Consider the following 24,720-nt stretch of genomic DNA (forward strand, 5'->3'; position numbering starts at 1 on the left):
TCACTCTCATTCATACAGGGTTTGTCTTAATTGGAAATACCCGTTGTCGTGTTTCCCACTCGCGGTTCCCTCAAACGCAATTTAGTATCAGGGCTTCTGAATTCGCGAGGTTTCCATGATTCGATTTTTGCTTTGTAGCTTTGCTCTTGTTTTACTCTATCCCACGGCTATAGACCTGTATCTGGTTGGTTTACCGCAAATCGCTCAGGATTTGAACGCAACAGAAGCCGAGCTGCACATTGCCTTTTCAATCTATCTGGCAGGCATGGCGACCACTATGCTAGTCGCAGGTCGAATTGCGGATTCTTCAGGTAGGAAGCCAGTAGCAATTATCGGGGCCGCCATATTTGTCGCAGCGTCCATTCTGGGCGGTACATCGACCCAAAGTACTGAGTTTCTCATCGCGAGATTTGCACAGGGTATCGGCGCTGGCTCGTGTTACGTCGTTGCATTTGCGATTTTGCGCGATGTGTTAGACGACCAGCGAAGAGCCAAGGTTCTATCAATGATTAACGGCATCACTTGCATCGTGCCAGTCATTGCCCCCGTCATCGGCCATTTGATCATGCTCCAATTCCCTTGGCCTGCGCTTTTCACCACCATGTCCGGCATGGGTGTGGTCGTCTGTCTTCTATCGCTCTTTGCTCTAAAAGAGAGCCGACCTAAGACCGCCAAGCAACCATTGAATGAGTCCGCTAACTTAGAGAGTGAATCTTTTAAAGACCGTTACTTCTTAAGTCGTCTGATGGTAACTTCATTTAGTGTCACCATGATCCTGACATACGTTAATGTTTCACCAATGCTGATCATGAACGATATGGGGTTCGATCGCGGCGGCTATTCCACTGTTATGGCGCTCACTGCGTTAATCAGTATGCTCACGTCTTTTTCTGCGCCTCTCCTGCTGGCCCGATTTGAGCAGCGAAGTCTGAGCCTGTTATCCCAAACGTTTTTTGCGGCGTCCGCCGCTACGTTAGTCATCACTCACTTTATTCAACTGGGTCACATCGGCTACTTCATAGGCTTTGGGTTGTTGTGCGCTGGCTTTTCTCTCGGCTTTGGCGTGGCCATGAGTCAGGCACTCAGCCCTTTTTCTAAACGTGCCGGCGTTGCCAGCTCTCTATTGGGCATTTCACAAGTGTGCAGCTCAGCTTTGTATATATGGCTAGCGGGTGTCTTTGGCATCAGTGCTCTAAACATGCTGATAATAATACTAGCGGCAGGTAGCCTAATCAGCTTTGCTCTAATACTATGGATACCAAAACCGACACCACTACAGCGTTATGAAGAAATCTCTGGCACGGCTTGATCTCAATTTACTGTTTACATTGCAGCTTCTGCTTCAGGAGCTGAGTGTTTCCAGAGCAGCGAAAAAGCTCAATGTTACGCCTTCGACCGTCAGTAAATCACTAGGGAAACTGCGTGATTGGTTTGATGACCCTTTGTTTGTCAAAACACCAACTGGGCTGGCACCTACACCGCTGACCCTCAGTATGGAGCAAGACCTCAATGATTGGCTGCAAATCGGTGCCCAGATTGCAGAAAAGCGGACTCAAGAGTCCACCAAAGGAATTCAGTTTCATCTCGCGATAGAGTCACCTTTGTTACTGACTTTACTAGGTGAGCTTCTTCAGCAGATACATGAACGCTACCCACAGGCCAAAGTCAAAACCAGCAACTGGGATTACGACTCACTTGAGGCCATCATCCGCGGTGATGCGGACATCGGTTTTACTGGTCGGGAAAGTCACCCCCGCTCTAAAGAGTCACTGGATCTTCTCCCCTACTTTGTGGATTACGAAGTTTTGTTTACCGATCTACCCAAAGTCTATTTACGTGATGATCACCCAGCGCTTAAGCAAGAATGGAATCTGGATACCTTTCTTCGTTATACCCACATTAATATCCTGTGGGAGAAGAGTGAGACTTGGGCACTTGATGACGTCCTTGAGGAACAAGGCCTGAGCCGAACCAGTACGTTAACCATGGCAAGCTTTGAGCAATCTCTGTTTATGACAGCGCAACCAGGCCATGAGTACATCACTACCGCCCCAAATTACTGCGAGCATTACGTCAAACAGTTACACCCTAACCTCACCAGTTTACCTATCCCTGTTGAAGAAGAGTTTAAGCAAAAGTTGATGATTCCATTTACGTTAATTTGGCATAAGCGTAACGCATACAACCCGAAAATCACTTGGTTGCGAGAAAACATTAAGCAACTTAGTATGCGTAACCACACTTAATCGAAGCGGAATACAAGACATGGAACTGGACATCTATCAAGTCGACTCATTTACCACCGAAACTTTCAAAGGCAATCCAGCAGGTGTCTGCATTACGGACCAGCCACTTGAGGAGTCATTGATGTTTGCCATTGCCGCAGAAATGGCGGTGTCTGAAACGGCGTTTTTGTCCTTGAGCGATATGCGATTGCGCTGGTTCACACCTGAAGTAGAAGTCAAACTGTGCGGGCACGGCACGCTTGCTGTTGCCCATGTCCTAAAGCAGCAAGGAAAGATTGCAACTGGCGACAGCATTACCTTTAATACCCTTTCCGGCTTGCTGAGTGTGAAGGTGTTAAGCTCGACTTATGAGTTGGACTTCCCAGCGCCCGAATTGGAATACAACCAACATTGCTCTGAAGAGAGACTCAATGCGCTCGGGTTATCTGAACAACAAGTTGTCTCCTACTGTCAATTTGATTCTAAAGAGCTGTTCGAGCTTAGCAACGAACAAGCGGTGCATGATCTAAGCCCGGATTTTTCTTCATTAATTAGACAACTAGGGAGAGGGATCATCGTCACCGCTCGATCAACTCAATCCAATAGCGATATCATCTCTCGCTACTTTGCGCCTTGGGTCGGCGTCAATGAAGATCCGGTGACAGGTTCAGCGCACTGTGCACTGGCTGAGTTCTGGGCAGGAAAAATCAATAAGCCTGTACTCACCGCCTACCAAGCATCCTCAAGGGGCGGCTATCTGGATATCGAACGAGTGGAAAGTGGGCGAGTCAAGCTTTCTGGTAGCGCAGTGATTGCGCTTAAAGGCACGCTATTTATCTGATTTTAGATACAAAAAAGCAGCCTATACGGCTGCTTTTTTATTCATATTTTTAACGCTAGCGCTGTTTATTACGAGCACCTTGCTCGCCTGCACCTTTACGCGGTTTACGACGAGCTGGATTGTTGCTACGTCCACCACCGTTGTTCATTCGCTCTTCATGACGCTTAACTGCGCGACGAATTTTCTGGCTACGAGAACGCTCACGCTTACGTGACGTATTGGCTTTGTTTTCGTCAAGCATGGTCTCTTTTTCAGGACGCAGCTCTACCAATTCACGTAGGTAGTTCACCTCTTTGAGGTCTAGCTCCATCCATCCGCCACGAGGCAGTTTCTTATCAAGGAAGATATCACCGTAACGAACACGCTTCAGGCGGCTAACCGTACAGTCTTGAGATTCCCACAAACGACGTACTTCGCGGTTACGACCTTCGTTGATCACAACGTAGAAAGTGTGGTTCATACCATCACCACCTGCGTAAACAACGTCTTCAAATCGCGCTAGGCCATCTTCAAGCTCTACACCACCAACTAGGTTACGTATTTTCTTCTCGTCAACGTCACCAAATACACGCACAAGGTATTCACGCTCAACCTGACGACTTGGGTGCATCAAACGGTTAGCAAGCTCACCATCAGTTGTGAATAGTAGTAGGCCAGATGTGTTCGCATCCAGACGACCAACAGAAATCCAACGAGAACCGCGGATTTTTGGCAGACGGTCAAATACAGTTCGACGACCTTCTGGGTCATGACGAGTACACAGCTCACCCTCAGGTTTGTAGTACGCAAGTACACGACAAACCACTTCTTCCTGCGCCTTCGCAGAAACAGTGTGGCCGTCAATACGAACTACCGCATTCTCGTCTTCTAGTCGTTCACCAAGCTTAGCAACAACGCCGTTCACACTCACGCGACCCGCTTTGATCAAAGCTTCAAGTTCGCGTCGTGAGCCATGGCCTGCTCGCGCTAATACTTTCTGTAATTTTTCGTTCATCAATCTACCTTTGTGTCGTCTTCTCAGACGTCGATTCTATTTTGCGACCCTAAATCGCGGTCGCGTATTATCGCAAATTCTCTAAAAAAACGCATGCATTATTTTTACTTTTGACACCAATCTAAGGTGGCAAAAAATTGATTAATCGTAAGGTTTTATATCCATGAAATACATGTCAATGCCGCCACTAGCGGCCTGAGTGCGGCGATCCTACTATTTTGGCTTCTGGTTCAGCTTGCCCCCATCGTTGACCTTCCAGCATTTGCAGCCAGCTAGTCAGTTTGTCCGCAGGTTGTGGTCTGCTGATAAAATACCCCTGCGCATGATCACAGCCATTGGCGACCAACCAATCCAGCGAAGCTTGGTCTTCGACGCCTTCCGCGACCGTTTTAAGCCCAAAGCGTTTGGCGAGTTTAATCGTCGATTGTGCAATCGTCTGATCTTGCTGATCACTGGCAACGTTAAGAATGAAGGATTTGTCTATTTTCAGTTCCGTTGCGGGTAAATGTTTCAGTTGTGACAAGGACGAATAACCCGTGCCGTAATCATCAATTGAAATAGACAGCCCTCTCTCAGACAATCGGCTGAGTATAGACAAAGCGTACTCAGGGTCTTCAGCCAGCGCACTTTCTGTGACTTCAATTGTGACTTCGTTTTCACGGCAGTCAAACTGGGATAGGAAAGTCAGTATTTTGTCGTCAAAGTTCTTCTGCTTGAGGTTAACCGCAGAGATGTTGATCGCCACACCTAATTCGAATCCGAGCTCTCGCCAGACTTGTAGTTGCTTCAAAGCACTGCGCATGACCCAGTCAGTCAACGCATCTATCTGCCCAGTGGTTTCTGCAATTTCAATGAATTCATCCGGTGGAATCATCCCCAGTTCCGGATGAATCCATCTTACTAACGCTTCGACTTTATCGACCTGCGAAGTCTTAAGGTTCAACTTTGGTTGGAAGTGCAGTATCAGTTGGTCGCCTTGAATCGCTTCCGTCAGCTCATGGGTTAAGCGAACACGATTGATTGCGCTTTCTGCCATACTGGATGCAAATTCAAGACTTGGAACTCTCATCTTCATCGCTTGTTGTAAGGCAATACCGGCGTTGTGTAGCAACTGACGAGCGGTTTCACCATGCTTAGGATAGCGGCAGTACCCTGATACGGTATGCACCGTCACCGAAATACGCTGTAAGCTGAAAGCTCCAGCCAAGCATTGTAGAACCACATTGGCGCTGTGCTCATCAGACTGTTTGGCATTACATTGGGAGAGCAAAGCAAATTCTGACGACTCGAGTTGATAAAATTGTGCTTTCTCTTCCAACGCCATTAACCGGCTGGCCGCGGCAACCTGAAGCTCCTCACCAGTGTCTAACCCGAGGCTGTAATTTAATTCTTCAAATTCCAAGACTCTGAAGCGAATGAGTAAAAATCCATCGCATGATTTGTTGATGAGATCGGCAATATCTTCAAACAACTTTTTCTTATTCGGCATTTTTGTCAGATCAGAGTGGTAAGCACGGTAATTTAACTCAGCCTGTCGATCGTTAACGGCTTGATTCATCAGATTAAATTCATGGGCTAATACGCCAAGTTCATCTCTACGATTCACCACCAAGGCGTCACTGTTTTCCCCTTGGGCGATTTGTTTCGCTTTACTAACAAGTCCTTGCAAAGGCTTAGCGATGCTTTTTGATAGTAAAAAAGCGGCGATGATGGAACAACCAAACGTCACCAAGACGATCAAAATGACCTGTAGCCATCGATTCTGTAGTGTCGCAAACAAGTCCGCTCTGGAGAGATAAAGGGATGCGATGAGATCTTTTTGATCTTTAAAGCCAATCGCCACGTCGGTCGCAATAGTATGAGCATCAGATTGTTGAGGCTCTGAAGCGGAAGCACCATTGCTCGCCTCTTCAACGCTACTGGCAAGCAGTGACCACTGTCCGTTCTCCTGATAACCGATATCCACATTCATGCCTGTCAGTAGCGCGAGCCGTTGCGCTAAGATCTGGTCGATAGCAAAGCCAAAACCAATCCAAGCGACCGTTTCAGCACCACTCTGAACTGGAACCAGCACTAACTGAAACACTGCGCCCTGATAGTCATAGAGTATTGGGCGGTCTTCATCTGGCGCAGTGGTTTCCGCCATGGTCAGCATGTTGTTCTCTGTATCGGCGCGGGTTCGATTACTAGTTTTGTCGTAGACCAACTTGCCGATAAAGTTACCATTCTCATCAACGGCAATCGCCAAATCGGCAGATATCCGCTGGCGATGATTATTCAGCGCCACCAAGAAGCTGCGCGCGTCTTCTCTCAAAGCCTGTTTAAGGCCAAAATCTTTTGCGACGGTCTGAGCAAACCCGGTTAAATTACGCGTACGTTGTTCAAACTGGTTTTCAAACACCGCCTTTGCTGTACTGAGGTGTATTTGCGCTCGCTCTTCTCTTTCTTTTTCATTCGATTGGAAAATGGAGTAAAACAAAATGCATTGAACAGCGATCAACACCGCTAGAAAAGAGAACAGGATTTGAGTCTGGATACTTTTAAATTGATTCATTTATAGGACCCGTAGAAATCAATCATCTGAGCATTTTTCTGCTTCGGTATCGGTGACATTTTCTTTGTTAACGCCAGTTCGAATTCTTGGTTACCCGCCACTTCTGTTTGCAGTGTTTCGTTCATCTGTGGGTGCCAAGCCGTTAACGTCGCACTTTCCAACCCATCTGGAAGCGTTATTCTGGCAACCCCTGACTTACCGGTAATGGTGTAATAAGGAGTATCGACAACCTTAATGTAACCGCTCATCCAGTCATGAATGTTACATCCCATGGCGACCACGCCTTCGCTAGAAAAAGATTTCTCAACCCCCTGTTCGGAAGCACGAATCACAAAAGAAAAATCGAGTGGGCCTGTAATGGAATAAATATGGTGGGAGATATCGTCTTTGTTGGTAAACAGGACGGGCTGGTTGACTCTTACTACTGAAATATAAGGCTTAAAGGCACGGCCGTTTTGAGATACTTCGGTCACCAACGTTTCGTTAGTTGTCGTTTCCTCAACGGGTAAGTTGGAAGCGGTAACATAGACCACGGCATCTTTTACTGGTTTGCCATTACTTTGTACAACGCGCACTTCGATAGGTGCAGCAGAAGAAATAGCGGGAAACAAGAATAGAATAAGAAGCAAATGACGCATATTGCATATCTGATTTATTAGACTTAACAATCAGCATAGCAGTCACTTGGGATTTTTGCGGGTTGAAAGAGCATAGGTATCAACACACTATGCTCTGATAATTGGAGTTTTTGTGAAAGCGAAGTTGCTACTCGAATGCAGCTGGGTCGCCCGAACCAACGCGGGCAATGACAGGCTCATCATCACTGAAATCGACTACGGTCGTTGGCTGCTCACCAAGGTAGCCACCATTTAGGATGCAGTCCACCGCGTGCTCTAGTTTATCGCGAATCTCTTCTGGGTCAGATTCAGTAACGTCATTGCCCGGAAGAATTAATGACGTCGACATCAAAGGTTCACCAAGCGCTTCCAGCAAGTCCAGCGCAATCTGATTGTCCGGTACACGGATACCAATCGTCTTACGTTTAGAGTTCATCAAACGACGTGGTACTTCTTTCGTCCCCTTGAAGATAAACGTGTAAGGGCCTGGCGTATTGTTCTTTAGTAATCGAAACGCGGTGTTGTCGACACGAGCATAAAGAGACAGCTCTGAAAGATCGCGACAAAGCAAAGTAAAATTGTGCTTTTCGTCCAATCGACGAATCTTACAAATTCGCTCCAAAGCCTGCTTATTCTCTAGCTGACAGCCCAGTGCATAACCGGAATCTGTCGGATAGATAACCACACCGCCATTACGAATGATTGCCACAGCCTGATTGATCAAGCGAGCCTGGGGGTTTTCTGGGTGAACGTAAAAAAACTGGCTCATTGTAATTCCTCATCATCGAGTCTCTCGACTCTATATTTGTAACGTATTGATTTAATAGCAATCTAAGTCACTAATCGCCACAACCTATGGTCAATCAGCTTGCGAAGGCTCAATACCCCAATCTTTCCATACAGGTTCTACACCTGATGGCAGCCACAAATTCCTGCCCAGCTCCATCCAAGGAGACGGATAATGGAAGTCACTGCCTTGAGACGCTAATAGTTTGTATTGTATAGCATAATCCGCCAAGTTGCGCCTTTCTTGTTGGCCCTGTTGTGGTTGGGCCACTTCCATCGCATCACCACCCGCTTCAACAAATGCGGCAAGCAGTCGCTTAATCCATTTTGCGGTGAGATCGTAGCGCCCGGGATGCGCAAGCACCGCTTGACCACCCGCACTGTGAATGGCACTGACGGCATCAGCCATCGAACACCAACTCGGTGGTACATAACCTGGGTTATTGCGAGTCAGGTATTTCTTAAATACCTGTTGCATGGTTTTGGCGTAGCCATTGTCCACCAGCCATTTTGCAAAATGCGCTCGCGTAATCGGCGCATCTCCGGCAATGGCTTGCACCTCTTCGAGCACCCCTTCTCGGGTCGCTTTGATCAGGCGATGAGCGATCATTTCCGCTCGCCCTTCACGGTGCTTTTTCTGCTGTTCGATTAACTGAGCCAACTCGGCGGACTTTGGGTCTATATTCAACCCAACAATGTGGATGTCTTTATTTTGCCACACCGTGGATATTTCAATACCGTTAATGATTTTTATGGGTAGCTGGTTGTCTTGAACATACTGATGCGCAATCTCTAAACCATCTACCGTATCGTGATCGGTAATCGCCAGCACATCGATATCAAAACCGAGCGCTCTGTCTATCAATTCGTTAGCAGGTAATCGTCCGTCAGAGGCCGTGGTATGGCTGTGTAAATCAATTCTCATAAATGTGTTTTTTTAGTTGACTTTTTACCTCTGCACTAGTTAACTAGTACACAAATACGAAGTACCTGAATTAAGGCTCACTATGTTACAAGAAATTAACCAAAACCAGAAAGCGAATCTTGCAGCTGACTCTCTACGTGACAGTTCTGCAGACCTTGCTTGGTGGCGTACTTGGACAAGTTCTTGGTGGGCTAACGTGTACTTTTAATTTACCAAATTAATGTTATCAAGCCCGCTACTAAAGCGGGCTTTTTGTTTTGTCGGATACTCAGCACTCAACTGGTCAAACATTCATCAAATAGAGCAAATTCCACATTGGGTGAACGTTTTCTTTGTGCGACTATGTACGGCAGGAAGTAAAAAAGATTACAAATGAAAAGGAGGTCTTGTGAACAAGGCCATTGAAATCAAAAAGCTTGGAAACCTAGAAGTTATCCAAGCATCTGCACCTTACACGCAGGATCCAACTCGTCTGTTTCATACTCTGTGTGAAAACAAAACCGACAGCCTGTTATTGGAGTCCGCAGAGATCGATTCAAAACAGGATCTGAAAAGCCTGCTGATCGTTGATTCCGCTGTTCGCATCGTTTGCAACGGCCACATTGTGACCATGCAAGCACTGACCAATAACGGTAAACACCTGCTTTCTCATTTGACTCACAACATTCATAGCAATGTGGTTCATTCATTTGATGGCCAAACGCTGACACTAGAGTTTGAAGCGCCTTGCGATACACTTGATGAAGATTCTCGCTTACGAGAAGCGTCTTCTTTTGATGCATTGCGTCTGGTCCAGCACAGTTTTGATCTTACTGAACATCAGCAACACGCCGTTTTCCTTGGTGGTCTGTTCGCATACGACATGGTGGCGAACTTTGAACCTTTAGGTAATGCAGAAGCATCAAACCAATGCCCAGACTACGTTTTTTACGTCGCAGAAACTCTGCTCGTCGTAGACCATCAGAGCGAGTCTTGTGATTTACAAGCCACATTGTTTGCGAATAGCGAAGAAAAAGCGACGCTGGAAGCACGCATTGAAAGCATTCAGTCACAATGCGCTAACCTGAAACATTTACCGCAAGCGACCAAATTAACTGACGTTTCTCCACAGCCAAGCGTTTCAGATGAAGATTTCTGCCAAATCGTTCGAGATCTAAAGCAATACGTAGTACGAGGCGATATCTTTCAGGTTGTTCCGTCACGCCGCTTCACCCTGCCTTGTCCATCACCACTCGCTGCATACAAAGAATTAAAGCTAAACAACCCAAGCCCTTACATGTTCTACATGCAAGATGAGCTATTCACTCTGTTTGGCGCATCACCTGAAAGTGCGCTTAAATACGAAACCCACACTAACCAAGTCGAGATTTACCCAATCGCAGGTACGCGTCGCCGCGGTAAACGCCCTGATGGTGCTATCGATTTCGATCTAGATAGCCGTATTGAGCTTGAACTGCGCACTGACATGAAAGAGAACGCTGAACACATGATGTTAGTGGATCTCGCGCGTAACGACGTCGCTCGTATTTCCCAAGCAGGTTCTCGCCACGTTGCCGATTTGCTTAAAGTCGACCGCTACAGCCATGTAATGCACTTAGTATCCCGAGTGGTTGGTCAGCTTCGAGACGACCTGGACGCTCTGCACGCTTATCAAGCTTGCATGAACATGGGGACACTGACTGGTGCACCAAAAATCCGTGCGATGCAACTTATCAGAGATGTCGAAGGTGCGCGCCGTGGTAGCTATGGCGGTGCCGTTGGCTACCTCACTGGCGAAGGTACATTAGACACCTGTATCGTTATCCGTTCTGCTTATGTCGAGAATGGCATCGCTCAAGTTCAAGCGGGAGCAGGTGTTGTGTTTGATTCAGAACCGCAAGCCGAAGCAGATGAAACTCGTGGTAAGGCGCAAGCCGTTATCTCTGCAATTCAGTCAGCGCATAAGGAGTCGTAGAGATGGCTAACATTGTATTTATCGATAACTTTGACTCGTTTACCTATAACTTAGTGGATCAGTTTCGTTCACTCGGACACGACGTCAAAATCTACCGCAACCACATTGCCGCGGAAGCGATTGAAAACGCGGTCAACGAACTAGACAATCCGGTTGTGTTACTGTCCCCCGGCCCAGGTGCGCCATCTGAAGCTGGCTCAATGCCGGAAGTCATCCAACGCCTGAAAGGTAAAGTGCCGATGATCGGTATCTGTCTCGGTCACCAAGCCATCGTTGAAGCGTATGGTGGCACCGTTGCTGGCGCAGGTGAAATTGTCCATGGCAAAGTGTCGATGATGGAACACCAGAATCATCCGACTTATAGCCGCCTTCCTTCACCACTTGCCATTGCGCGTTACCACTCGTTAGTGGCTACGCAGGTACCTGAAACACTTACCGTAACCGCAGAGGTCGACGGACTCGTCATGTCTGTGGTTCATGAACAAGATAAAATTTGTGGCTTCCAATTCCACCCGGAATCCATCATGACTACTCATGGCGCAACACTGTTAGCCAATGCGATTGAGTGGGCTTTACAAGAATCAAATCTAACGTCAGTGCAGCAATAAGGAGCAAATAAGAATGGAAACGATCATCAACAAACTCTATGAACAACAACCGCTAACTCAGGAAGAAAGCCAACAGCTTTTTGACATCATTATTCGCGGTGAACTTGATCCAATTCTTATGGCATCGGCGCTGACAGCACTGAAGATTAAAGGTGAAACACCGGATGAGATCGCTGGCGCAGCAAAAGCACTGCTTGCCAATGCAAATCCATTCCCTCGCCCTGACTATGATTTCGCGGATATCGTGGGCACTGGTGGTGATGGCCACAATACCATCAACATTTCGACCACAGCTGCCTTTGTTGCTGCGGCATGTGGTTTGAAGGTAGCAAAACACGGTAACCGCAGTGTTTCAAGCAAATCGGGCTCTTCTGACCTGCTTGATTCATTTGGCATCAACCTCGCCATGAGCGCAGAAGATACTCGTGCAGCGGTAGATAAACTCGGTGTCGCTTTCTTGTTTGCGCCGCAATACCACAGTGGTGTTCGCCACGCGATGCCTGTTCGTCAGACCATGAAAACTCGTACCATTTTTAACATCTTAGGCCCGCTGATCAACCCTGCTCGCCCAAACATTGAGCTTATGGGTGTGTACAGCGAAGAGCTGGTACGTCCTATCGCTGAAACTATGCTTAAGATGGGCATGAAGCGCGCTGCCGTAGTGCACGGTAGCGGCCTAGATGAAGTTGCTATTCATGGCAACACCACAGTAGCGGAAATCAAAGATGGGCAAATTACTGAATACACGTTGACTCCAGAAGACTTTGGCTTGACAGCGCATCCGCTTGAAGCGATTAAAGGCGGTGATCCTGAAGAGAACAAAGCCATCATTACCAATATCCTCACGGGTAAAGGCACCGACGCCCAGCTGGGTGCAGTAGCGGTTAACGTTGCGCTTCTAATGCGCTTATTTGGCCATGAAGATCTCAAGGCCAACACTCAGCAAGCCATCGACGCGATGAATTCAGGTAAAGCGTTTGAATTAGTAAATCAACTGGCGGCTCACGCCTAATTTCTCAGGGAACGGAAAACTATAATGACTCAAACACAAGATAAGCTCTCAGAACACGTTTCCATTAAAGAAGCCAAAATGGCTAAAGTATTGGCCAAGATTGTTCGCGACAAATATGTATGGGTGGAAGAGCGTAAAGCTTCTCAGCCTTTCGACACATTCAAAGCGAATCTTACACCCTCTGATCGCAGCTTCTACGATGCAGTGAGCGGCGACAATACCGCTTTCATCACGGAGTGTAAAAAGGCGTCCCCGTCCAAGGGACTGATTCGTGACGACTTTGATCTCGATTACATCGCATCCGTTTACAATAACCACGCTGATGCGATTTCAGTACTTACCGACGAAAAGTACTTTCAGGGCAGCTTCGATTTCCTGCCACAAGTAAGAAAGCAAGCGTCTCAACCGATTCTGTGTAAAGACTTTATGGTCGATACCTATCAGGTTTATCTAGCTCGCCATTACTCTGCTGACGCAATTCTGCTGATGCTGTCTGTACTTGATGATGCCGAGTATAAAGAACTGGAAGAAGTGGCTCACTCACTCAACATGGGCATTCTGACCGAAGTCAGTAATGAAGAAGAGTTGCACCGCGCGGTGAAGCTTGGTGCTAAAGTTATTGGTATTAATAACCGCAACTTACGTGACCTAACAACAGATTTGAACCGCACCAAAGAGCTGGCACCAACAATACGTGAACTGGCACCAGAGGCGACTATCATTTCGGAGTCAGGCATCTACACACACCAAGAAGTCCGTGACCTCGTTGACTTTGCCAATGGCTTTCTGATTGGCAGCTCATTAATGGCAGAGGACAACCTCGAACTCGCGGTACGTAAAGTCACGCTAGGTGAAAACAAGGTTTGTGGCCTGACGCACCCAGATGACGCTGCGAAAGCTTACCAAGCCGGCGCTGTGTTTGGCGGATTAATTTTCGCGACCAAATCTAAGCGTTGTGTTGATTTGGAAACTGCCCGTTTAACCATGTCTGGTGCGCCTTTGAAATACGTTGGCGTGTTCCAGAATCAAGAGATTGACACAGTCACGGCAACCGCCAAAGAGCTAGGTCTCACTGTGGTTCAATTACACGGTGAAGAAGACCAAAGCTATGTTGATGCATTGCATGCACAGTTGGGTGATGACATTGAGATTTGGAAAGCTTACGGCGTCACAGACACTCTGCCGACTCTGCTTGATGCACCAATCAGTCGTCACCTATTAGACACTAAAGTCGGATCTCAATCTGGTGGTACTGGATTAGTCTTCGACTGGTCTTTGATAAGCGATGCATCAAAAATCATGCTAGCGGGTGGTATTTCACCTTTTAATGCTCAGAAAGCTGCACAACAAGGCTGCCTTGGTCTGGATTTGAATTCTGGTGTTGAAATGTCACCGGGTAAAAAAGACGCAGAGAAGCTGCAGCAGGCATTTGATGCGATTCGCAGCTACTAACTAGATTTATTAAAGCTTAATTACTCATAATTAAAGAAATTTTTTGGTGTGCTAGAGAGCACTGCCAAACTGAATTGAAGGAATAAAACCATGGCAAAACTTGATGCCTACTTTGGCGAATACGGTGGTCAATACGTACCCCAAATTCTCGTTCCTGCACTAGAGCAGCTAGAACAAGCGTTTATCGATGCGCAAGAAGACCCAGAGTTTCGCAGCGAATTTATGAGCCTACTGCAAGAGTACGCTGGTCGTCCAACGGCACTAACGCTGACTCGCAACCTGACCAAAGGTACAAAAACCAAGCTGTACCTTAAACGCGAAGATTTACTACACGGTGGCGCGCACAAAACTAACCAAGTACTAGGCCAGGCACTGTTGGCTAAGCGTATGGGCAAAAACGAGATCATTGCAGAAACTGGCGCTGGTCAACATGGTGTGGCAACTGCTCTGGCCTGTGCTTTGCTCGGGCTAAAATGTCGCGTCTACATGGGTGCAAAAGACGTAGAGCGTCAAAGCCCGAACGTGTTCCGTATGAAACTTATGGGCGCGAAAGTCATTCCTGTTCACTCGGGTTCTGCAACTCTTAAAGACGCATGTAATGAAGCACTGCGTGACTGGTCAGCAAGCTACGAAGAAGCGCACTACCTACTGGGTACCGCCGCTGGCCCTCACCCATTCCCGACCATCGTACGTGATTTCCAACGCATGATCGGTGAAGAAACAAAGAATCAGATTCTGGCTCGTGAAGGTCGCCTTCCTGATGCCGTCATCGCTTGTGTGGGTGGTGGCTCAAATGCAATCGGCATGTTTGCTGACTTTATTGAAGAAGAAACGGTTCGCCTGATTGGTGTTGAGCCTGCGGGTAAAGGTATTGATACCGACCAGCATGGCGCTCCTCTTAAGCACGGTAAAACCGGCATTTTCTTTGGTATGAAAGCACCGCTGATGCAAGATACGAACGGGCAAGTTGAAGAGTCTTACTCTGTTTCAGCAGGCCTTGATTTCCCTTCAGTTGGGCCTCAGCACGCACACCTGAACGCGATTGGCCGTGCAGAATACGACAACGTAACAGATGATGAAGCTTTGGAAGCGTTCCAAGAGCTGGCTCGCAGTGAAGGTATTATCCCTGCCCTAGAGTCCTCTCACGCATTAGCTCATGCACTGCGTATGGCTCGTGAGAACCCAGACAAAGAACAACTTCTGGTCGTAAACCTATCAGGTCGTGGTGACAAAGACATCTTTACTGTTCACGCCATTCTAGAAGAAAAAGGAGTTATCTAATGAGCCGTTATGAATCTATGTTTGAGCGCCTGAACGAGAAAAACCAAGGTGCATTTGTTCCTTTTGTAACGGTGTGCGACCCAAACCCTGAGCAATCGCTGAAGATTATGGAAACACTGGTTGAAGCAGGTGCCGATGCACTTGAACTGGGTATTCCATTCTCGGATCCACTCGCCGATGGCCCTACCATTCAAGGAGCAAACATTCGCGCATTGGACTCGGGAGCTACTCCAGATATCTGCTTTGAGTTGATTGGAAAGATCCGCGCTAAATACCCAGAACTCCCGATCGGCCTTTTAATGTACGCTAATCTTGTTTACGCGCGCGGCATCGACAGTTTTTACCAGCGTTGTGCAAATGCCGGTATCGATTCTGTGTTAATTGCTGACGTACCAACCAATGAAAGCGAAGAGTTTGTTGAGTCGGCAAAGAAACACGGTGTTGAGCCTATCTTCATTGCACCGCCAACAGCATCAGAAGAGACACTAAAATCGGTTGCTGAATTAGGTGGGGGCTATACTTACCTACTTTCTCGTGCTGGCGTAACAGGTGCTGAAAAAAAAGCCAACATGCCAGTGAGTGACCTGCTAGATAAGCTCAACAAGTACGATGCTCCACCATCGCTTTTAGGCTTTGGCATTTCTCAGCCAGAGCAAGTCAAACAAGCGATTGAGTCTGGTGCCGCTGGCGCGATTTCAGGCTCCGCTATCGTCAAGATCATCGAATCAAACGTCGAGTCTCCGCAGGAAATGTTAAATCAGCTCGCTAGTTTTGTTTCTCCAATGAAGGCTGCAACACAAAAATAACGGAATAGCCATCTAAACATCTATGAGATCGGTTTCTTAAGTCCTTAAGGAAATCGATCTTTTTTTTAACATTTCAACGTTAAATCTCCACCTCACACTTCAATCACCTTACAAATCTCTCCAGCCAAAAAACATACTCACCACCAATAGCAAACGTTTGCTATTGGTTAAAAAATTATCACCCATCAATAAAAGTGGTTTTAATTGGCCCGATTGACTTTGTACCTTATTGCTAAATGTAAAAATAACGTGTAAAAAGCGAGGCGAAATTATTATCTATTTAGATTATTTAACTTAGATGGTAATTCTGGAAATTTAAATTTTGTTAGCACAGAGGTTATGGAAGTGTTAAAAGAAAAGAGTTTGCTAAGCAACATTGGCGTTCAGGTTGTCATCGCCATGATTGTAGGTACTGCCGTAGGTGCCTTCATGGGAAACAGCGCTACCGTCTTCGCTCCATTAGGTGCGATTTTTATAAATCTAATCAAAATGCTGGTTATTCCTTTGGTCGCCGTAGCCTTGATCTCTGGCGCTGCGGGTTTAGGTAATAGCCAATCTGCTGGTAAAGTGGGCTTAGTCACCTTAGGTTACTTTGGCTTAACGTCAGCACTTGCTGTTGCCCTAGCACTGTTTATGGGTGAAGTATTCAAACCAGGCATGGGTATCGATGTTTCAGGCATCGAGGGCATGTTCTCTTCTGAGTACGCTTCTAAAGGTGAACTACCTTCTTTCTGGGCAACCATCACAGGTATGATCCCAACAAACGTTTTCCAGTCACTGAACGAAGCAAATATACTGCAAATCCTAGTATTCTGTATGTTCTTTGGTATTGCGATTTCTAAGCAAGCAAAAGAGCGTCGTGACCCAATCATTAACGGCGTAAATTGCATTGTTGATGCAATGGTTTGGATGATCAACAAGGTTATGATCATTGCTCCGCTAGGCGTATTTGGCCTGATGGCAGAAGCAGTAGGGACCTTCGGTTTTGGCGCCTTGATGGTGGTATTCAAACTGTTTGTTGTCTACATCGCTGCAATTCTTATCTTTGGTTTCGTTGCCTACCCTCTTATGGTGCATATTTTCACTAAGACCTCTGCGAAGAAATTCCTGACAGCAATGAAGAAACCTCAAGCCGTGGCCTTATCTACCGCTTCATCAATGGCAACTCTGCCAGTCACGATGGATACCTGTGAGCATGAGCTGGGTGTAAGAAACTCGACAGCGTCTTTCGTTCTCCCACTTGGCGCAACGATCAACATGTCAGGTAACGCAATTTACTACGGTTTGGTCGCGATCTTCTTCGCGCAACTGTTCAACATCGATCTTGGTATGGGCGCGTACATTGCCATCATTATTACCTCGACACTTGGCGCAGTGGGTCAAGCAGGTGTACCTGGCCCTTCGTTCCTAGTTGTTGCCGTTCTTCTGGCAGCAGGTATCCCTATCGAAGGTCTACCTCTACTGTTCGCTCTTGATCGTATCTTCGACATGATTCGTACTGCATTGAACATCACAGGCGACGCCGCTTGTGCTGTGATTGTTGATTCACTGATCGAAGAAGAAGCGAAAGAAGCAGAGCTACAAAAGCAGCAAGCTTAATCGCTGATTTCAGATAATAAAAAGCCCGGCTAGTAACATAGCCGGGCTTTTTCGTGATGTGTCTATTACAAGAAGTGGAAGGTCGCGTTTAGCGAGAAGTTTTTCACATCGTCTTCTTTCATGTTGAATACGCTGTAGCTCGCGCCCAGAGAAATAGGACCCATTACAAAGTATTCCGCACCCACACCGTACATTACGTCGATCTCATCTTCTTTGAAGCCACCGCTGCCTTTTAGATCGTACGAGTGCAAACCACCTTTCGCATATACATGCAGAGGACCAAAGTCTAGGCTTGGCTTAGCAGCGAAGTAAATTGTTGAACCTTCAAGGTTCGCGCGAGTAACACCACCGTAATTCACATTGTCAAAGTCACCTAGGTTTTGGTAACCCGCTTCAAGACCAATTAATGGTAGGATTCCCGTACCTACGTGAACATTGTACGAAGTAGAAGACTCACCACCTAAGTCTGCTTGACCTACACTTGCACTGCCGTAGATCCATGAGTCCGCTGATGCTGTTGCTGATGCACCCAATAATGCTAGTGCGAGTAGTGTCTTTTTCATATTAACCTTCTTTATTTTCCCTTAGCAGAAGCTGCCGCGGCAATCCTCTGCCAATCTCAGTCAAAATTTTGTTATGTTTAAATTTTTATGCAATTTATATACCTAACAATCGTCAATCGCGTTCTTCACACGTTTGTCCGATACCGGATACGGCGTACCTAACTGCTGAGCAAAATAGCTGACGCGCAGTTCCTCAAGCATCCAACGTACTTCTTTGACGTTGTCTGGTACGGCCATTCCTTTAGGAATTTTGTTGAGCAATTCTTTATAGTCATTGGCTACTGATTCAATCTTCAGCATATGCAGACGGTCCTTGTTAGGATCGATCGGCAATTTTTCCATACGACGCTCAATCGCTTTCATGTAACGCAATATATCTGGAAGACGTTTCCAGCCACACTCCGTTGCAAATCCTTTGAAGATCAGTCCTTCAATCTGAGCTTTGATATCTGACAAAGCAAAAGCCATTGTGAAGTCTATCTTACCCTTTAGCTTCTTATTAATACTGAACGCGGTCGTCAAAATTGTCTCAACTTGTTTCGCAATCTCAACAACGGTGTCGCCGAGTTCCGCTCGAACGTGTTCTTTCAACTGCTCGAACTGCTCAGGCTGCCATACTAGGCCGCCTTTCTCTTCAATCAACTTGTCGACACCACATGCGATACAGTCATCAATCAGGTCGAGTACTTTTCCATAAGGGTTAAAGTAAAGACCCAGCTTAGACTTGTTCGGCAAATTGCTATGCAGATATTTAATCGGAGACGGCACGTTAAGCAAAATCAAACGACGCTGACCCGCTCTCATCGCTGAAACCTGCTCTTGCTCTGTCTCGTAGAGCTTTATTTCAACACTGTCTTTGCTATCTACAATCGCCGGATACGCTTTAACATCGTAACCGCCACGTTTCTGTTGATACACTTTCGGCAGCTCACCAAAGCTCCAAGTATGAAGACCTTGCTGCTCGATATCGTCATCTGCAACTTTCGACAGGGTTTCCTGAACCTTGTCTTTCAGGCTTTCTTTAAGCTCATGAAGATCGCGATTTTCTTTCAGCTTTCGGTTTCTATGGTCTACTGCACGGAATGTCACCTTGAGGTGATCATGAACCTGATCCATGTTCCAATCATCGCGTAACACTTCCACACCCGTCATACGACGCAGCTCTTTTTCCAGAGCGTCAAGTAAAGGGGCTTCCATTGGCGTGGCACGAGCTAAAAACGCGTCAGCGTAGTTCGGCGCAGGTACGAAGTTCTTACGAATCGTCTTAGGCAGCGACTTGATCAGGCTAACGACCAATTCATGACGCAGCCCCGGAATTTGCCAGTCAAACCCGGCTTGTTCAACCTGATTCAATATAGGCAGAGGTAAGTGAACAGTCACACCGTCATTGTCTTCACCCGGTTCAAACTGGTAACTCAGTTTCAGTTTGAGGCCATTTTGGTGCCAGAAGTTAGGGTAATCCAGATCCGTAACGTGGCTCGCGTCACCCTTAAACAACATCTCTTTTTCAAAGTTCAGTAGTTCGCTGTTCTCTTTAGACGCTTTCTTCCACCAAGTATCAAAATGGCGGCCTGAGACTACTTCTGTCCCGACTCGTTGATCATAAAAATCTGCCAACTCATCATCATCGACCAAAATGTCACGACGACGGGACTTGTGCTCCAGCTCTTCCACTTCTTGTAGCAGCTTACGATTCTTTTTGAAGAACGCGTGCTTGGTATCCCATTCACCTTCAACAAGGGCGCTGCGGATAAAGATTTCTCGACTCACCGTCGCGTCAATACTGCCGTAATTCACCAGACGCTTAGGCACAATCGGGATGCCATATAGCATCACTTTTTCGTGTGCCATGACAGCTGCGCGCTTTTTCGACCAGTGAGGTTCACTGTAACTGCGTTTGATGAGGTGCTTGGCCAGCGGTTCAATCCATTCAGGTTGGATCTTGGCAATAATGCGCCCCCATAGCTTCGAGGTTTCCACCAGCTCGGCTGACACAATCCATTTCGGCTGTTTCTTAAACAAACCTGAAGCAGGGAAAATATGGAATCTCGCGTTACGCGCACCTTGGTACTCATTTTTCTCTTGGTCTTTCATACCAACATGGGAGAGCAACCCGACCAAAATCGCGCTGTGAGTACCTTGATAACTAGCAGGTTCATCATTGAGCTTGAAATCCATTTCACGCATAGACTGGTGAATCTGGAAATAGACATCCTGCCACTCACGCACTCGCAAGTAGTTTAGGTAATCTTGCTTACATTGTTTGCGGAACTGGTTCCCGGTCAATGCCTTTTGCTGCTTCTGAACGTAATCCCATAAGTTAACAAACGTCAGGAAATCCGATTCTTCATGGAAGAAGCGCTTGTGTTTATCATCCGACGATTGCTGTTTGTCGCTCGGCCTTTCTCTAGGGTCCTGAATAGACAGCGCTGAAGCAATAACCATCACTTCTTTCAACGCGCCGTATTTTGGCGCTTCAAGAACCATACGAGCCAAACGAGGGTCAATCGGCAGACGGGCCAACTGGCGACCAATCGAGGTCAGACGCTTTTTAGGATCTTTCGCATTTTCATTAATGGCACCCAGCTCTTCCAGAAGTCGCACACCATCTTGAATATTGCGCTTATCAGGTGCTTCAACGAACGGGAACGCTTGAATGTCGCCTAAACCCAGCGCTGTCATCTGGAGAATAACCGACGCTAGGTTGGTGCGAAGAATTTCTGGATCCGTAAACTCTGGTCGAGATTCAAAATCATCTTCCGAATACAAACGAATACAGATACCTTCCTCAACACGACCACAACGACCTTTACGCTGGTTCGCACTCGCTTGAGAAACTGGTTCAATCGGCAGACGTTGTACCTTGGTACGATAGCTGTAGCGACTGATACGCGCCGTACCCGGGTCGATGACATACTTGATGCCCGGTACTGTCAGAGAGGTTTCAGCAACGTTGGTCGCCAATACGATTCGACGTCCTGCATGAGGTTGGAAAATTTTGTTCTGTTCACCCGCTGAGAGACGTGCATACAAGGGTACAATTTCAGTGCTTTTTAGATTGCGCTTTGCTAGCGCGTCAGCAGTATCGCGAATTTCTCGTTCACCGTTCATGAAGATCAGGATGTCACCCAACCCTTCATCACACAGCTCATCAACTGCGTCAAAAATACCTTCTAACTGATCGCGATCGACGTCATCGTCACCACGTAGTGGACGGTAACGTGTTTCTACCGGATAAGTACGGCCAGACACTTCGATGATAGGCGCGTCACTAAAGTGTTTCGAGAATCGCTCAGGGTCAATGGTCGCCGAAGTGATGATCACTTTCAGATCCGGGCGACGCGGCAAAAGCTCTTTGAGATAGCCGAGAATAAAATCGATGTTGAGACTGCGCTCGTGCGCCTCATCGATAATGATGGTGTCGTACTGATTTAAGAAACGATCGTGCTGGATTTCAGCCAGCAAGATACCGTCAGTCATCAGTTTGATTTGAGTATTGTCTGAAATCTGATCGTTAAATCGAACTTTATAACCTACAAACTCACCCAGCTTGGTTTCCATTTCTTCAGCGATACGATTCGCCACCGAACGAGCTGCAAGACGTCTTGGCTGAGTATGACCAATCAAGCCATACTGACCACGCCCGAGTTCGGCACAAATCTTTGGCAACTGAGTGGTTTTACCTGAGCCTGTTTCACCGGCAACGATAACCACTTGGTTGTTTTCTATCGCCTCTGCAATGTCATCTCTTTTCTGACTAACAGGCAGTATTTCTGGATATTCAATGGTGGGCTTATAGCTGGCTCTTTGCTCTACATCCATCATGGATTTGGCAATATCCAATGCAATTTCGTCAAACACAGCATGACGAGACGCTTCTTTCTTTATTTTACTCGCGCCTGAAATGCGCTTGCTCAGACGAAATCTGTCTTTGAGCATGCACTGATTCAATGCCTTGCGAAGAGAGGCGGCGTTATTAGCCTGCCCTTTTTCTTCAGAGGCGGGATTTTTTTCTGGCTGTGACGAAGTCAAAGCGTTACCTATTCTTTTCACTACATAAAACTGTCGCGGATTGTATCACAGTCGCTATGGCAAATGTCTCAATGCGCAAAGCAAATTTTCCGTCAAAGCCAAGCCTGATTTTGCTGTAATCAAAGCCCAAAATTGCCAACAGATTTAGTTATTAACCCCAAATTTGGTGCTAATACCCTGTATTTTATGAAATTTATATAATCAGAAAATAATAAGTTTAGCGTGATTTATAACAAGCTTATCGCCTTGTTATGTCTAATACCCTGCCTTGTTCCATTCTATGCCTCGTCCAAATGAGGTCACGAACGTTCATCTCGTGACCTTAGTTATAACGTCTGTCTGATTACGAAAAAGGCATTTTATGTTCAACGACGAAACACAAGATGTACTCGACTGTATTGTGGCATTGCAGCCAAGGGGGCGCAGAAGAAAGCGCAATACAATCAGCGTTGATAAACGCAAGCAGCTGGAAGAACTGAAGTTCCAGCTAAACATGGATCGTCTGGAAAGGAATGAGCTTCCTTACAACTTCAGCTAATTACACCAATAAACCTTTATTTAGATACATTTAAGAGAAAGTTAATCATGAAATTGAAAACCGTCATCCTCCCTATCACAGCGCTTCTTTTCGCCGGTCAAGTTATGGCAAACCCTTACATCGGTGCGAGCTTTTTGTACTCAGATTACCAAGTTAAAAACGACGATCTGGATCTGAGCGACACAAACAGTGGTTACAACCTTTACGCAGGCTACGCGATTAACTCACTGCTTTCTGTGGAAGCGGGTTACGCTGACTTTGTTGATACCAACAAAGACTTAGAGCACATCTACTCAAATGCTTGGCTAGCAAGCGCTAAATTGACTCTACCTATCACTATTTTCGATATTTACGGCCGTTTAGGTGTGGGTCACTTCCAAAACAACATCAAAGACAGCGATGACATCTACTACGGTGTCGGTGCCGGTGTAAAATTAGGCCCTGCACGTATTGCTCTTGAATACACACAATACGAAGCAAAAGTGGTTGAAAACAGCTATGCACTGAGCGCTGAATTCCACTTCTAAAACGCAAAAAGCCGTTAGCGAATCATCACTAACGGCTTTATCTATCTTTCGATTAAAAATCGAACTGAACGTAAATTGTGTTGTAGTTACTGCCACCTTTAATCCGGCCATACTGAGAAGCTTGCTCAAATATCGCGCTGCGGTGATGGAGCGAGTACCCTACCCACATATTGTCCAAATCTCGATTATTGATCAGATCACCCACATTCACGTCGAATGAGAAATCTAAATAGTTCAACAAATTACTCGCGTTATATCCCTTGGAGTCCATTTCAGTCTGCTCAATGTAGGTAATGCTATCAATGAACGACATACCCTCGGCAACGCCAAATCGCCACTGAGTGGGCCAGTTAAAGGTATAGTAAGCCTTAATCGCCGCAACATACTCCGTACTGGCAGATTGCACATCTGAAGACCAGTGATGAACAATACCCGGTGTAAAATAGATGTCCAACGGCACACCAAACAATTCATCTGTCAGTGGGTGTCCATAGAAGAAAGAGGTCATCTGGTTGTTGTAAGGATCTTTCTCTGTATTGAGCTTCATGATATCGCCGATGTTAGACGGCGTTGCCCAACCATGCGCTATTCGGAAATAGCGTTTGTTCTTGAGCTCAGACTTCGGTGCTTTTGACTTGTCGTTGAAGAAACCAAAACCAATGTAAAATTCCCCCTGATAACGGTCTTCAACCGTACTGGAGTGATACGCATTGTTATCCAAGCGAGTTACGCTGGTGGAACCGAGCAAATAAAGATTGGAATAAACATGATAACGTGCATCGATTCCCACATTCAGATCCACGCCACCACCGACATTTTCTTTAGTGACATCTGAGAAGGTGTAATACTGGCTATTAAAGTCGGCGTCTTTGTAACGCAGGCGCGCATGTGGCTTAAGTTCCCAGTCCCCATATTCAAACTCGCCTGAGATACTCAAGTTGCTGTGAAAACGAAACTCATCATCCGTCATCAATTCAGCATCAAGATACCAATCGTCATCGAGGAAATAGCGTAGCTGGCCACCAAAGTCGACGGCGTCTCCTCCATTCGAGTTTTGCTCTGAAGAAGGAATATCAACAAATCGCAGCCGCATCAATGCACTTAACTGAAAAGCTTCATCCTCTGGCTTATAAAGATAAGCTCCGCCCTGCAAGCCTTCGACAAACACATGCTCGTTCTCGAAATACATCATCGGTACAAACGTACCAACCGTCTGGTCATTATTACCCGTGTAAAAAGGGATAGACGCCATACGATAGACAGCCGCAATACCCCAATCCTGTTCACTGATGCTGGTTTCTTCTTCGGCTGTTGCAGAAAAACTGATTGCACTCGCGGCCAACATCGTCAGTGCCAACTGTCTATTTATATTAATCATTTTTTGTCCAAAACTGACTGAACGACTC

The 24,720-nt window shown here is 46.5% G+C and carries 21 protein-coding genes and 1 other annotated feature; of the genes, 13 read left to right on the top strand and 8 right to left on the bottom strand.

What is annotated here, in order from left to right:
* Positions 1–115 precede the first annotated feature (115 nt).
* From F0265_RS07320 to F0265_RS07330, 3 genes are read left to right on the top strand one after another with little or no spacing between them, the layout of a single operon-like run.
* Positions 116–1,309 (top strand): MFS transporter, encoded by a 1,194-nt coding sequence (locus F0265_RS07320; RefSeq protein WP_171748394.1) that lies wholly within the window; start codon positions 116–118, stop codon positions 1,307–1,309.
* Complete coding sequence (yidZ, locus tag F0265_RS07325; protein ID WP_171748395.1) at positions 1,284–2,246, top strand: HTH-type transcriptional regulator YidZ; 963 nt, start codon at positions 1,284–1,286, stop codon at positions 2,244–2,246. The genes F0265_RS07320 and yidZ overlap by 26 nt, the downstream gene beginning before the upstream one ends.
* A 19-nt stretch (positions 2,247–2,265) precedes the next feature.
* Positions 2,266–3,066, top strand: a complete 801-nt coding sequence (locus F0265_RS07330) for a PhzF family phenazine biosynthesis protein (protein WP_171748396.1) — start codon at positions 2,266–2,268, stop codon at positions 3,064–3,066.
* A 55-nt stretch (positions 3,067–3,121) separates the two neighbouring features.
* Here the strand turns inward: F0265_RS07330 and rluB are convergent, their stop codons facing one another.
* The 5 genes from rluB to F0265_RS07355 form a co-directional block, all read right to left on the bottom strand.
* Complete coding sequence (gene rluB / locus F0265_RS07335) at positions 3,122–4,060, bottom strand: 23S rRNA pseudouridine(2605) synthase RluB (RefSeq protein WP_021456616.1); 939 nt, start codon at positions 4,058–4,060, stop codon at positions 3,122–3,124.
* Between the two features lie 187 nt (positions 4,061–4,247).
* Positions 4,248–6,614: an EAL domain-containing protein gene (locus F0265_RS07340; protein WP_171748397.1), complete on the bottom strand. Its 2,367-nt coding sequence runs from the start codon at positions 6,612–6,614 to the stop codon at positions 4,248–4,250.
* Complete coding sequence (locus F0265_RS07345) at positions 6,611–7,252, bottom strand: hypothetical protein (RefSeq protein WP_171748398.1); 642 nt, start codon at positions 7,250–7,252, stop codon at positions 6,611–6,613. Before F0265_RS07345 ends, F0265_RS07340 begins: the two co-directional genes overlap by 4 nt.
* A gap of 127 nt (positions 7,253–7,379) precedes the next feature.
* A complete protein-coding gene (locus tag F0265_RS07350; protein ID WP_006958936.1) occupies positions 7,380–8,000 on the bottom strand; it encodes an L-threonylcarbamoyladenylate synthase in 621 nt (206 codons plus the stop codon).
* A 90-nt stretch (positions 8,001–8,090) separates the two neighbouring features.
* The gene (locus tag F0265_RS07355; protein ID WP_171748399.1) at positions 8,091–8,942 is read right to left on the bottom strand and encodes a PHP domain-containing protein; all 852 of its coding nucleotides are present in this window, start codon (positions 8,940–8,942) and stop codon (positions 8,091–8,093) included.
* Between the two features lie 82 nt (positions 8,943–9,024).
* Here F0265_RS07355 and F0265_RS07360 point away from each other — a divergent pair, with 82 nt between their 5' ends.
* The 8 genes from F0265_RS07360 to F0265_RS07395 all read left to right on the top strand — a co-directional run bounded on the left by F0265_RS07360 (position 9,025) and on the right by F0265_RS07395 (position 17,654).
* Complete coding sequence (locus F0265_RS07360; protein WP_019275902.1) at positions 9,025–9,150, top strand: trp operon leader peptide; 126 nt, start codon at positions 9,025–9,027, stop codon at positions 9,148–9,150.
* Positions 9,097–9,199 (top strand) — a sequence feature (Trp leader region). Its footprint overlaps the gene before it by 54 nt.
* Before the next feature lie 131 nt (positions 9,200–9,330).
* Entirely contained in the window at positions 9,331–10,896 is a 1,566-nt protein-coding gene (locus F0265_RS07365; protein ID WP_171748400.1) for an anthranilate synthase component 1, read from the top strand.
* A gap of 2 nt (positions 10,897–10,898) precedes the next feature.
* Positions 10,899–11,504, top strand: a complete 606-nt coding sequence (locus tag F0265_RS07370; RefSeq protein WP_043007582.1) for an aminodeoxychorismate/anthranilate synthase component II — start codon at positions 10,899–10,901, stop codon at positions 11,502–11,504.
* Between the two features lie 13 nt (positions 11,505–11,517).
* Positions 11,518–12,516, top strand: a complete 999-nt coding sequence (trpD, locus tag F0265_RS07375) for an anthranilate phosphoribosyltransferase (protein WP_171748401.1) — start codon at positions 11,518–11,520, stop codon at positions 12,514–12,516.
* 24 nt (positions 12,517–12,540) lie between these two features.
* Positions 12,541–13,968, top strand: a complete 1,428-nt coding sequence (trpCF, locus tag F0265_RS07380) for a bifunctional indole-3-glycerol-phosphate synthase TrpC/phosphoribosylanthranilate isomerase TrpF (RefSeq protein WP_171748402.1) — start codon at positions 12,541–12,543, stop codon at positions 13,966–13,968.
* A gap of 90 nt (positions 13,969–14,058) precedes the next feature.
* Positions 14,059–15,249 carry a tryptophan synthase subunit beta gene (trpB, locus tag F0265_RS07385; RefSeq protein WP_171748403.1) on the top strand — a complete coding sequence of 397 codons (1,191 nt, stop codon included), beginning with the start codon at positions 14,059–14,061 and terminating at the stop codon, positions 15,247–15,249.
* Positions 15,249–16,055, top strand: coding sequence for a tryptophan synthase subunit alpha (gene trpA, locus F0265_RS07390; RefSeq protein WP_171748404.1), 807 nt, complete (start codon positions 15,249–15,251; stop codon positions 16,053–16,055). Before trpB ends, trpA begins: the two co-directional genes overlap by 1 nt.
* Before the next feature lie 339 nt (positions 16,056–16,394).
* Positions 16,395–17,654 carry a dicarboxylate/amino acid:cation symporter gene (locus F0265_RS07395; protein WP_171748405.1) on the top strand — a complete coding sequence of 420 codons (1,260 nt, stop codon included), beginning with the start codon at positions 16,395–16,397 and terminating at the stop codon, positions 17,652–17,654.
* A 65-nt stretch (positions 17,655–17,719) separates the two neighbouring features.
* Here F0265_RS07395 and F0265_RS07400 read toward each other — a convergent pair whose 3' ends face one another.
* Together F0265_RS07400 and hrpA are read right to left on the bottom strand one after the other, a co-directional pair.
* Complete coding sequence (locus F0265_RS07400) at positions 17,720–18,217, bottom strand: outer membrane beta-barrel protein (protein WP_171748406.1); 498 nt, start codon at positions 18,215–18,217, stop codon at positions 17,720–17,722.
* A gap of 102 nt (positions 18,218–18,319) precedes the next feature.
* A complete protein-coding gene (gene hrpA / locus F0265_RS07405) occupies positions 18,320–22,249 on the bottom strand; it encodes an ATP-dependent RNA helicase HrpA (protein WP_171748760.1) in 3,930 nt (1,309 codons plus the stop codon).
* A gap of 361 nt (positions 22,250–22,610) precedes the next feature.
* On the opposite strand from hrpA, the gene F0265_RS07410 reads away from it, so the two are divergent.
* Both F0265_RS07410 and F0265_RS07415 read left to right on the top strand, forming a co-directional pair.
* Positions 22,611–22,787 carry a hypothetical protein gene (locus F0265_RS07410; protein WP_006958948.1) on the top strand — a complete coding sequence of 59 codons (177 nt, stop codon included), beginning with the start codon at positions 22,611–22,613 and terminating at the stop codon, positions 22,785–22,787.
* Between the two features lie 47 nt (positions 22,788–22,834).
* Positions 22,835–23,314, top strand: a complete 480-nt coding sequence (locus tag F0265_RS07415) for a porin (protein WP_171748407.1) — start codon at positions 22,835–22,837, stop codon at positions 23,312–23,314.
* A 52-nt stretch (positions 23,315–23,366) separates the two neighbouring features.
* Here the strand turns inward: F0265_RS07415 and F0265_RS07420 are convergent, their stop codons facing one another.
* Positions 23,367–24,659, bottom strand: coding sequence for a MipA/OmpV family protein (locus F0265_RS07420; RefSeq protein WP_171748761.1), 1,293 nt, complete (start codon positions 24,657–24,659; stop codon positions 23,367–23,369).
* Positions 24,660–24,720: the final 61 nt, after the last annotated feature.

It is taken from the genome of Vibrio sp. RE88, from assembly GCF_013113835.1.
Taxonomy (GTDB): domain Bacteria; phylum Pseudomonadota; class Gammaproteobacteria; order Enterobacterales; family Vibrionaceae; genus Vibrio.

Coding starts and splice junctions, on each gene's coding strand:
- F0265_RS07320 (WP_171748394.1), top strand. CDS start 116: ATGATTCGATTTTTGCTTTGTAGCTTTGCTCTTGTTTTACTCTATCCC.
- yidZ (WP_171748395.1), top strand. CDS start 1,284: ATGAAGAAATCTCTGGCACGGCTTGATCTCAATTTACTGTTTACATTG.
- F0265_RS07330 (WP_171748396.1), top strand. CDS start 2,266: ATGGAACTGGACATCTATCAAGTCGACTCATTTACCACCGAAACTTTC.
- rluB (WP_021456616.1), bottom strand. CDS start 4,060: ATGAACGAAAAATTACAGAAAGTATTAGCGCGAGCAGGCCATGGCTCA.
- F0265_RS07340 (WP_171748397.1), bottom strand. CDS start 6,614: ATGAATCAATTTAAAAGTATCCAGACTCAAATCCTGTTCTCTTTTCTA.
- F0265_RS07345 (WP_171748398.1), bottom strand. CDS start 7,252: ATGCGTCATTTGCTTCTTATTCTATTCTTGTTTCCCGCTATTTCTTCT.
- F0265_RS07350 (WP_006958936.1), bottom strand. CDS start 8,000: ATGAGCCAGTTTTTTTACGTTCACCCAGAAAACCCCCAGGCTCGCTTG.
- F0265_RS07355 (WP_171748399.1), bottom strand. CDS start 8,942: ATGAGAATTGATTTACACAGCCATACCACGGCCTCTGACGGACGATTA.
- F0265_RS07360 (WP_019275902.1), top strand. CDS start 9,025: ATGTTACAAGAAATTAACCAAAACCAGAAAGCGAATCTTGCAGCTGAC.
- F0265_RS07370 (WP_043007582.1), top strand. CDS start 10,899: ATGGCTAACATTGTATTTATCGATAACTTTGACTCGTTTACCTATAAC.
- trpD (WP_171748401.1), top strand. CDS start 11,518: ATGGAAACGATCATCAACAAACTCTATGAACAACAACCGCTAACTCAG.
- trpCF (WP_171748402.1), top strand. CDS start 12,541: ATGACTCAAACACAAGATAAGCTCTCAGAACACGTTTCCATTAAAGAA.
- trpB (WP_171748403.1), top strand. CDS start 14,059: ATGGCAAAACTTGATGCCTACTTTGGCGAATACGGTGGTCAATACGTA.
- trpA (WP_171748404.1), top strand. CDS start 15,249: ATGAGCCGTTATGAATCTATGTTTGAGCGCCTGAACGAGAAAAACCAA.
- F0265_RS07395 (WP_171748405.1), top strand. CDS start 16,395: ATGGAAGTGTTAAAAGAAAAGAGTTTGCTAAGCAACATTGGCGTTCAG.
- F0265_RS07400 (WP_171748406.1), bottom strand. CDS start 18,217: ATGAAAAAGACACTACTCGCACTAGCATTATTGGGTGCATCAGCAACA.
- F0265_RS07410 (WP_006958948.1), top strand. CDS start 22,611: ATGTTCAACGACGAAACACAAGATGTACTCGACTGTATTGTGGCATTG.
- F0265_RS07415 (WP_171748407.1), top strand. CDS start 22,835: ATGAAATTGAAAACCGTCATCCTCCCTATCACAGCGCTTCTTTTCGCC.
- F0265_RS07420 (WP_171748761.1), bottom strand. CDS start 24,659: ATGTTGGCCGCGAGTGCAATCAGTTTTTCTGCAACAGCCGAAGAAGAA.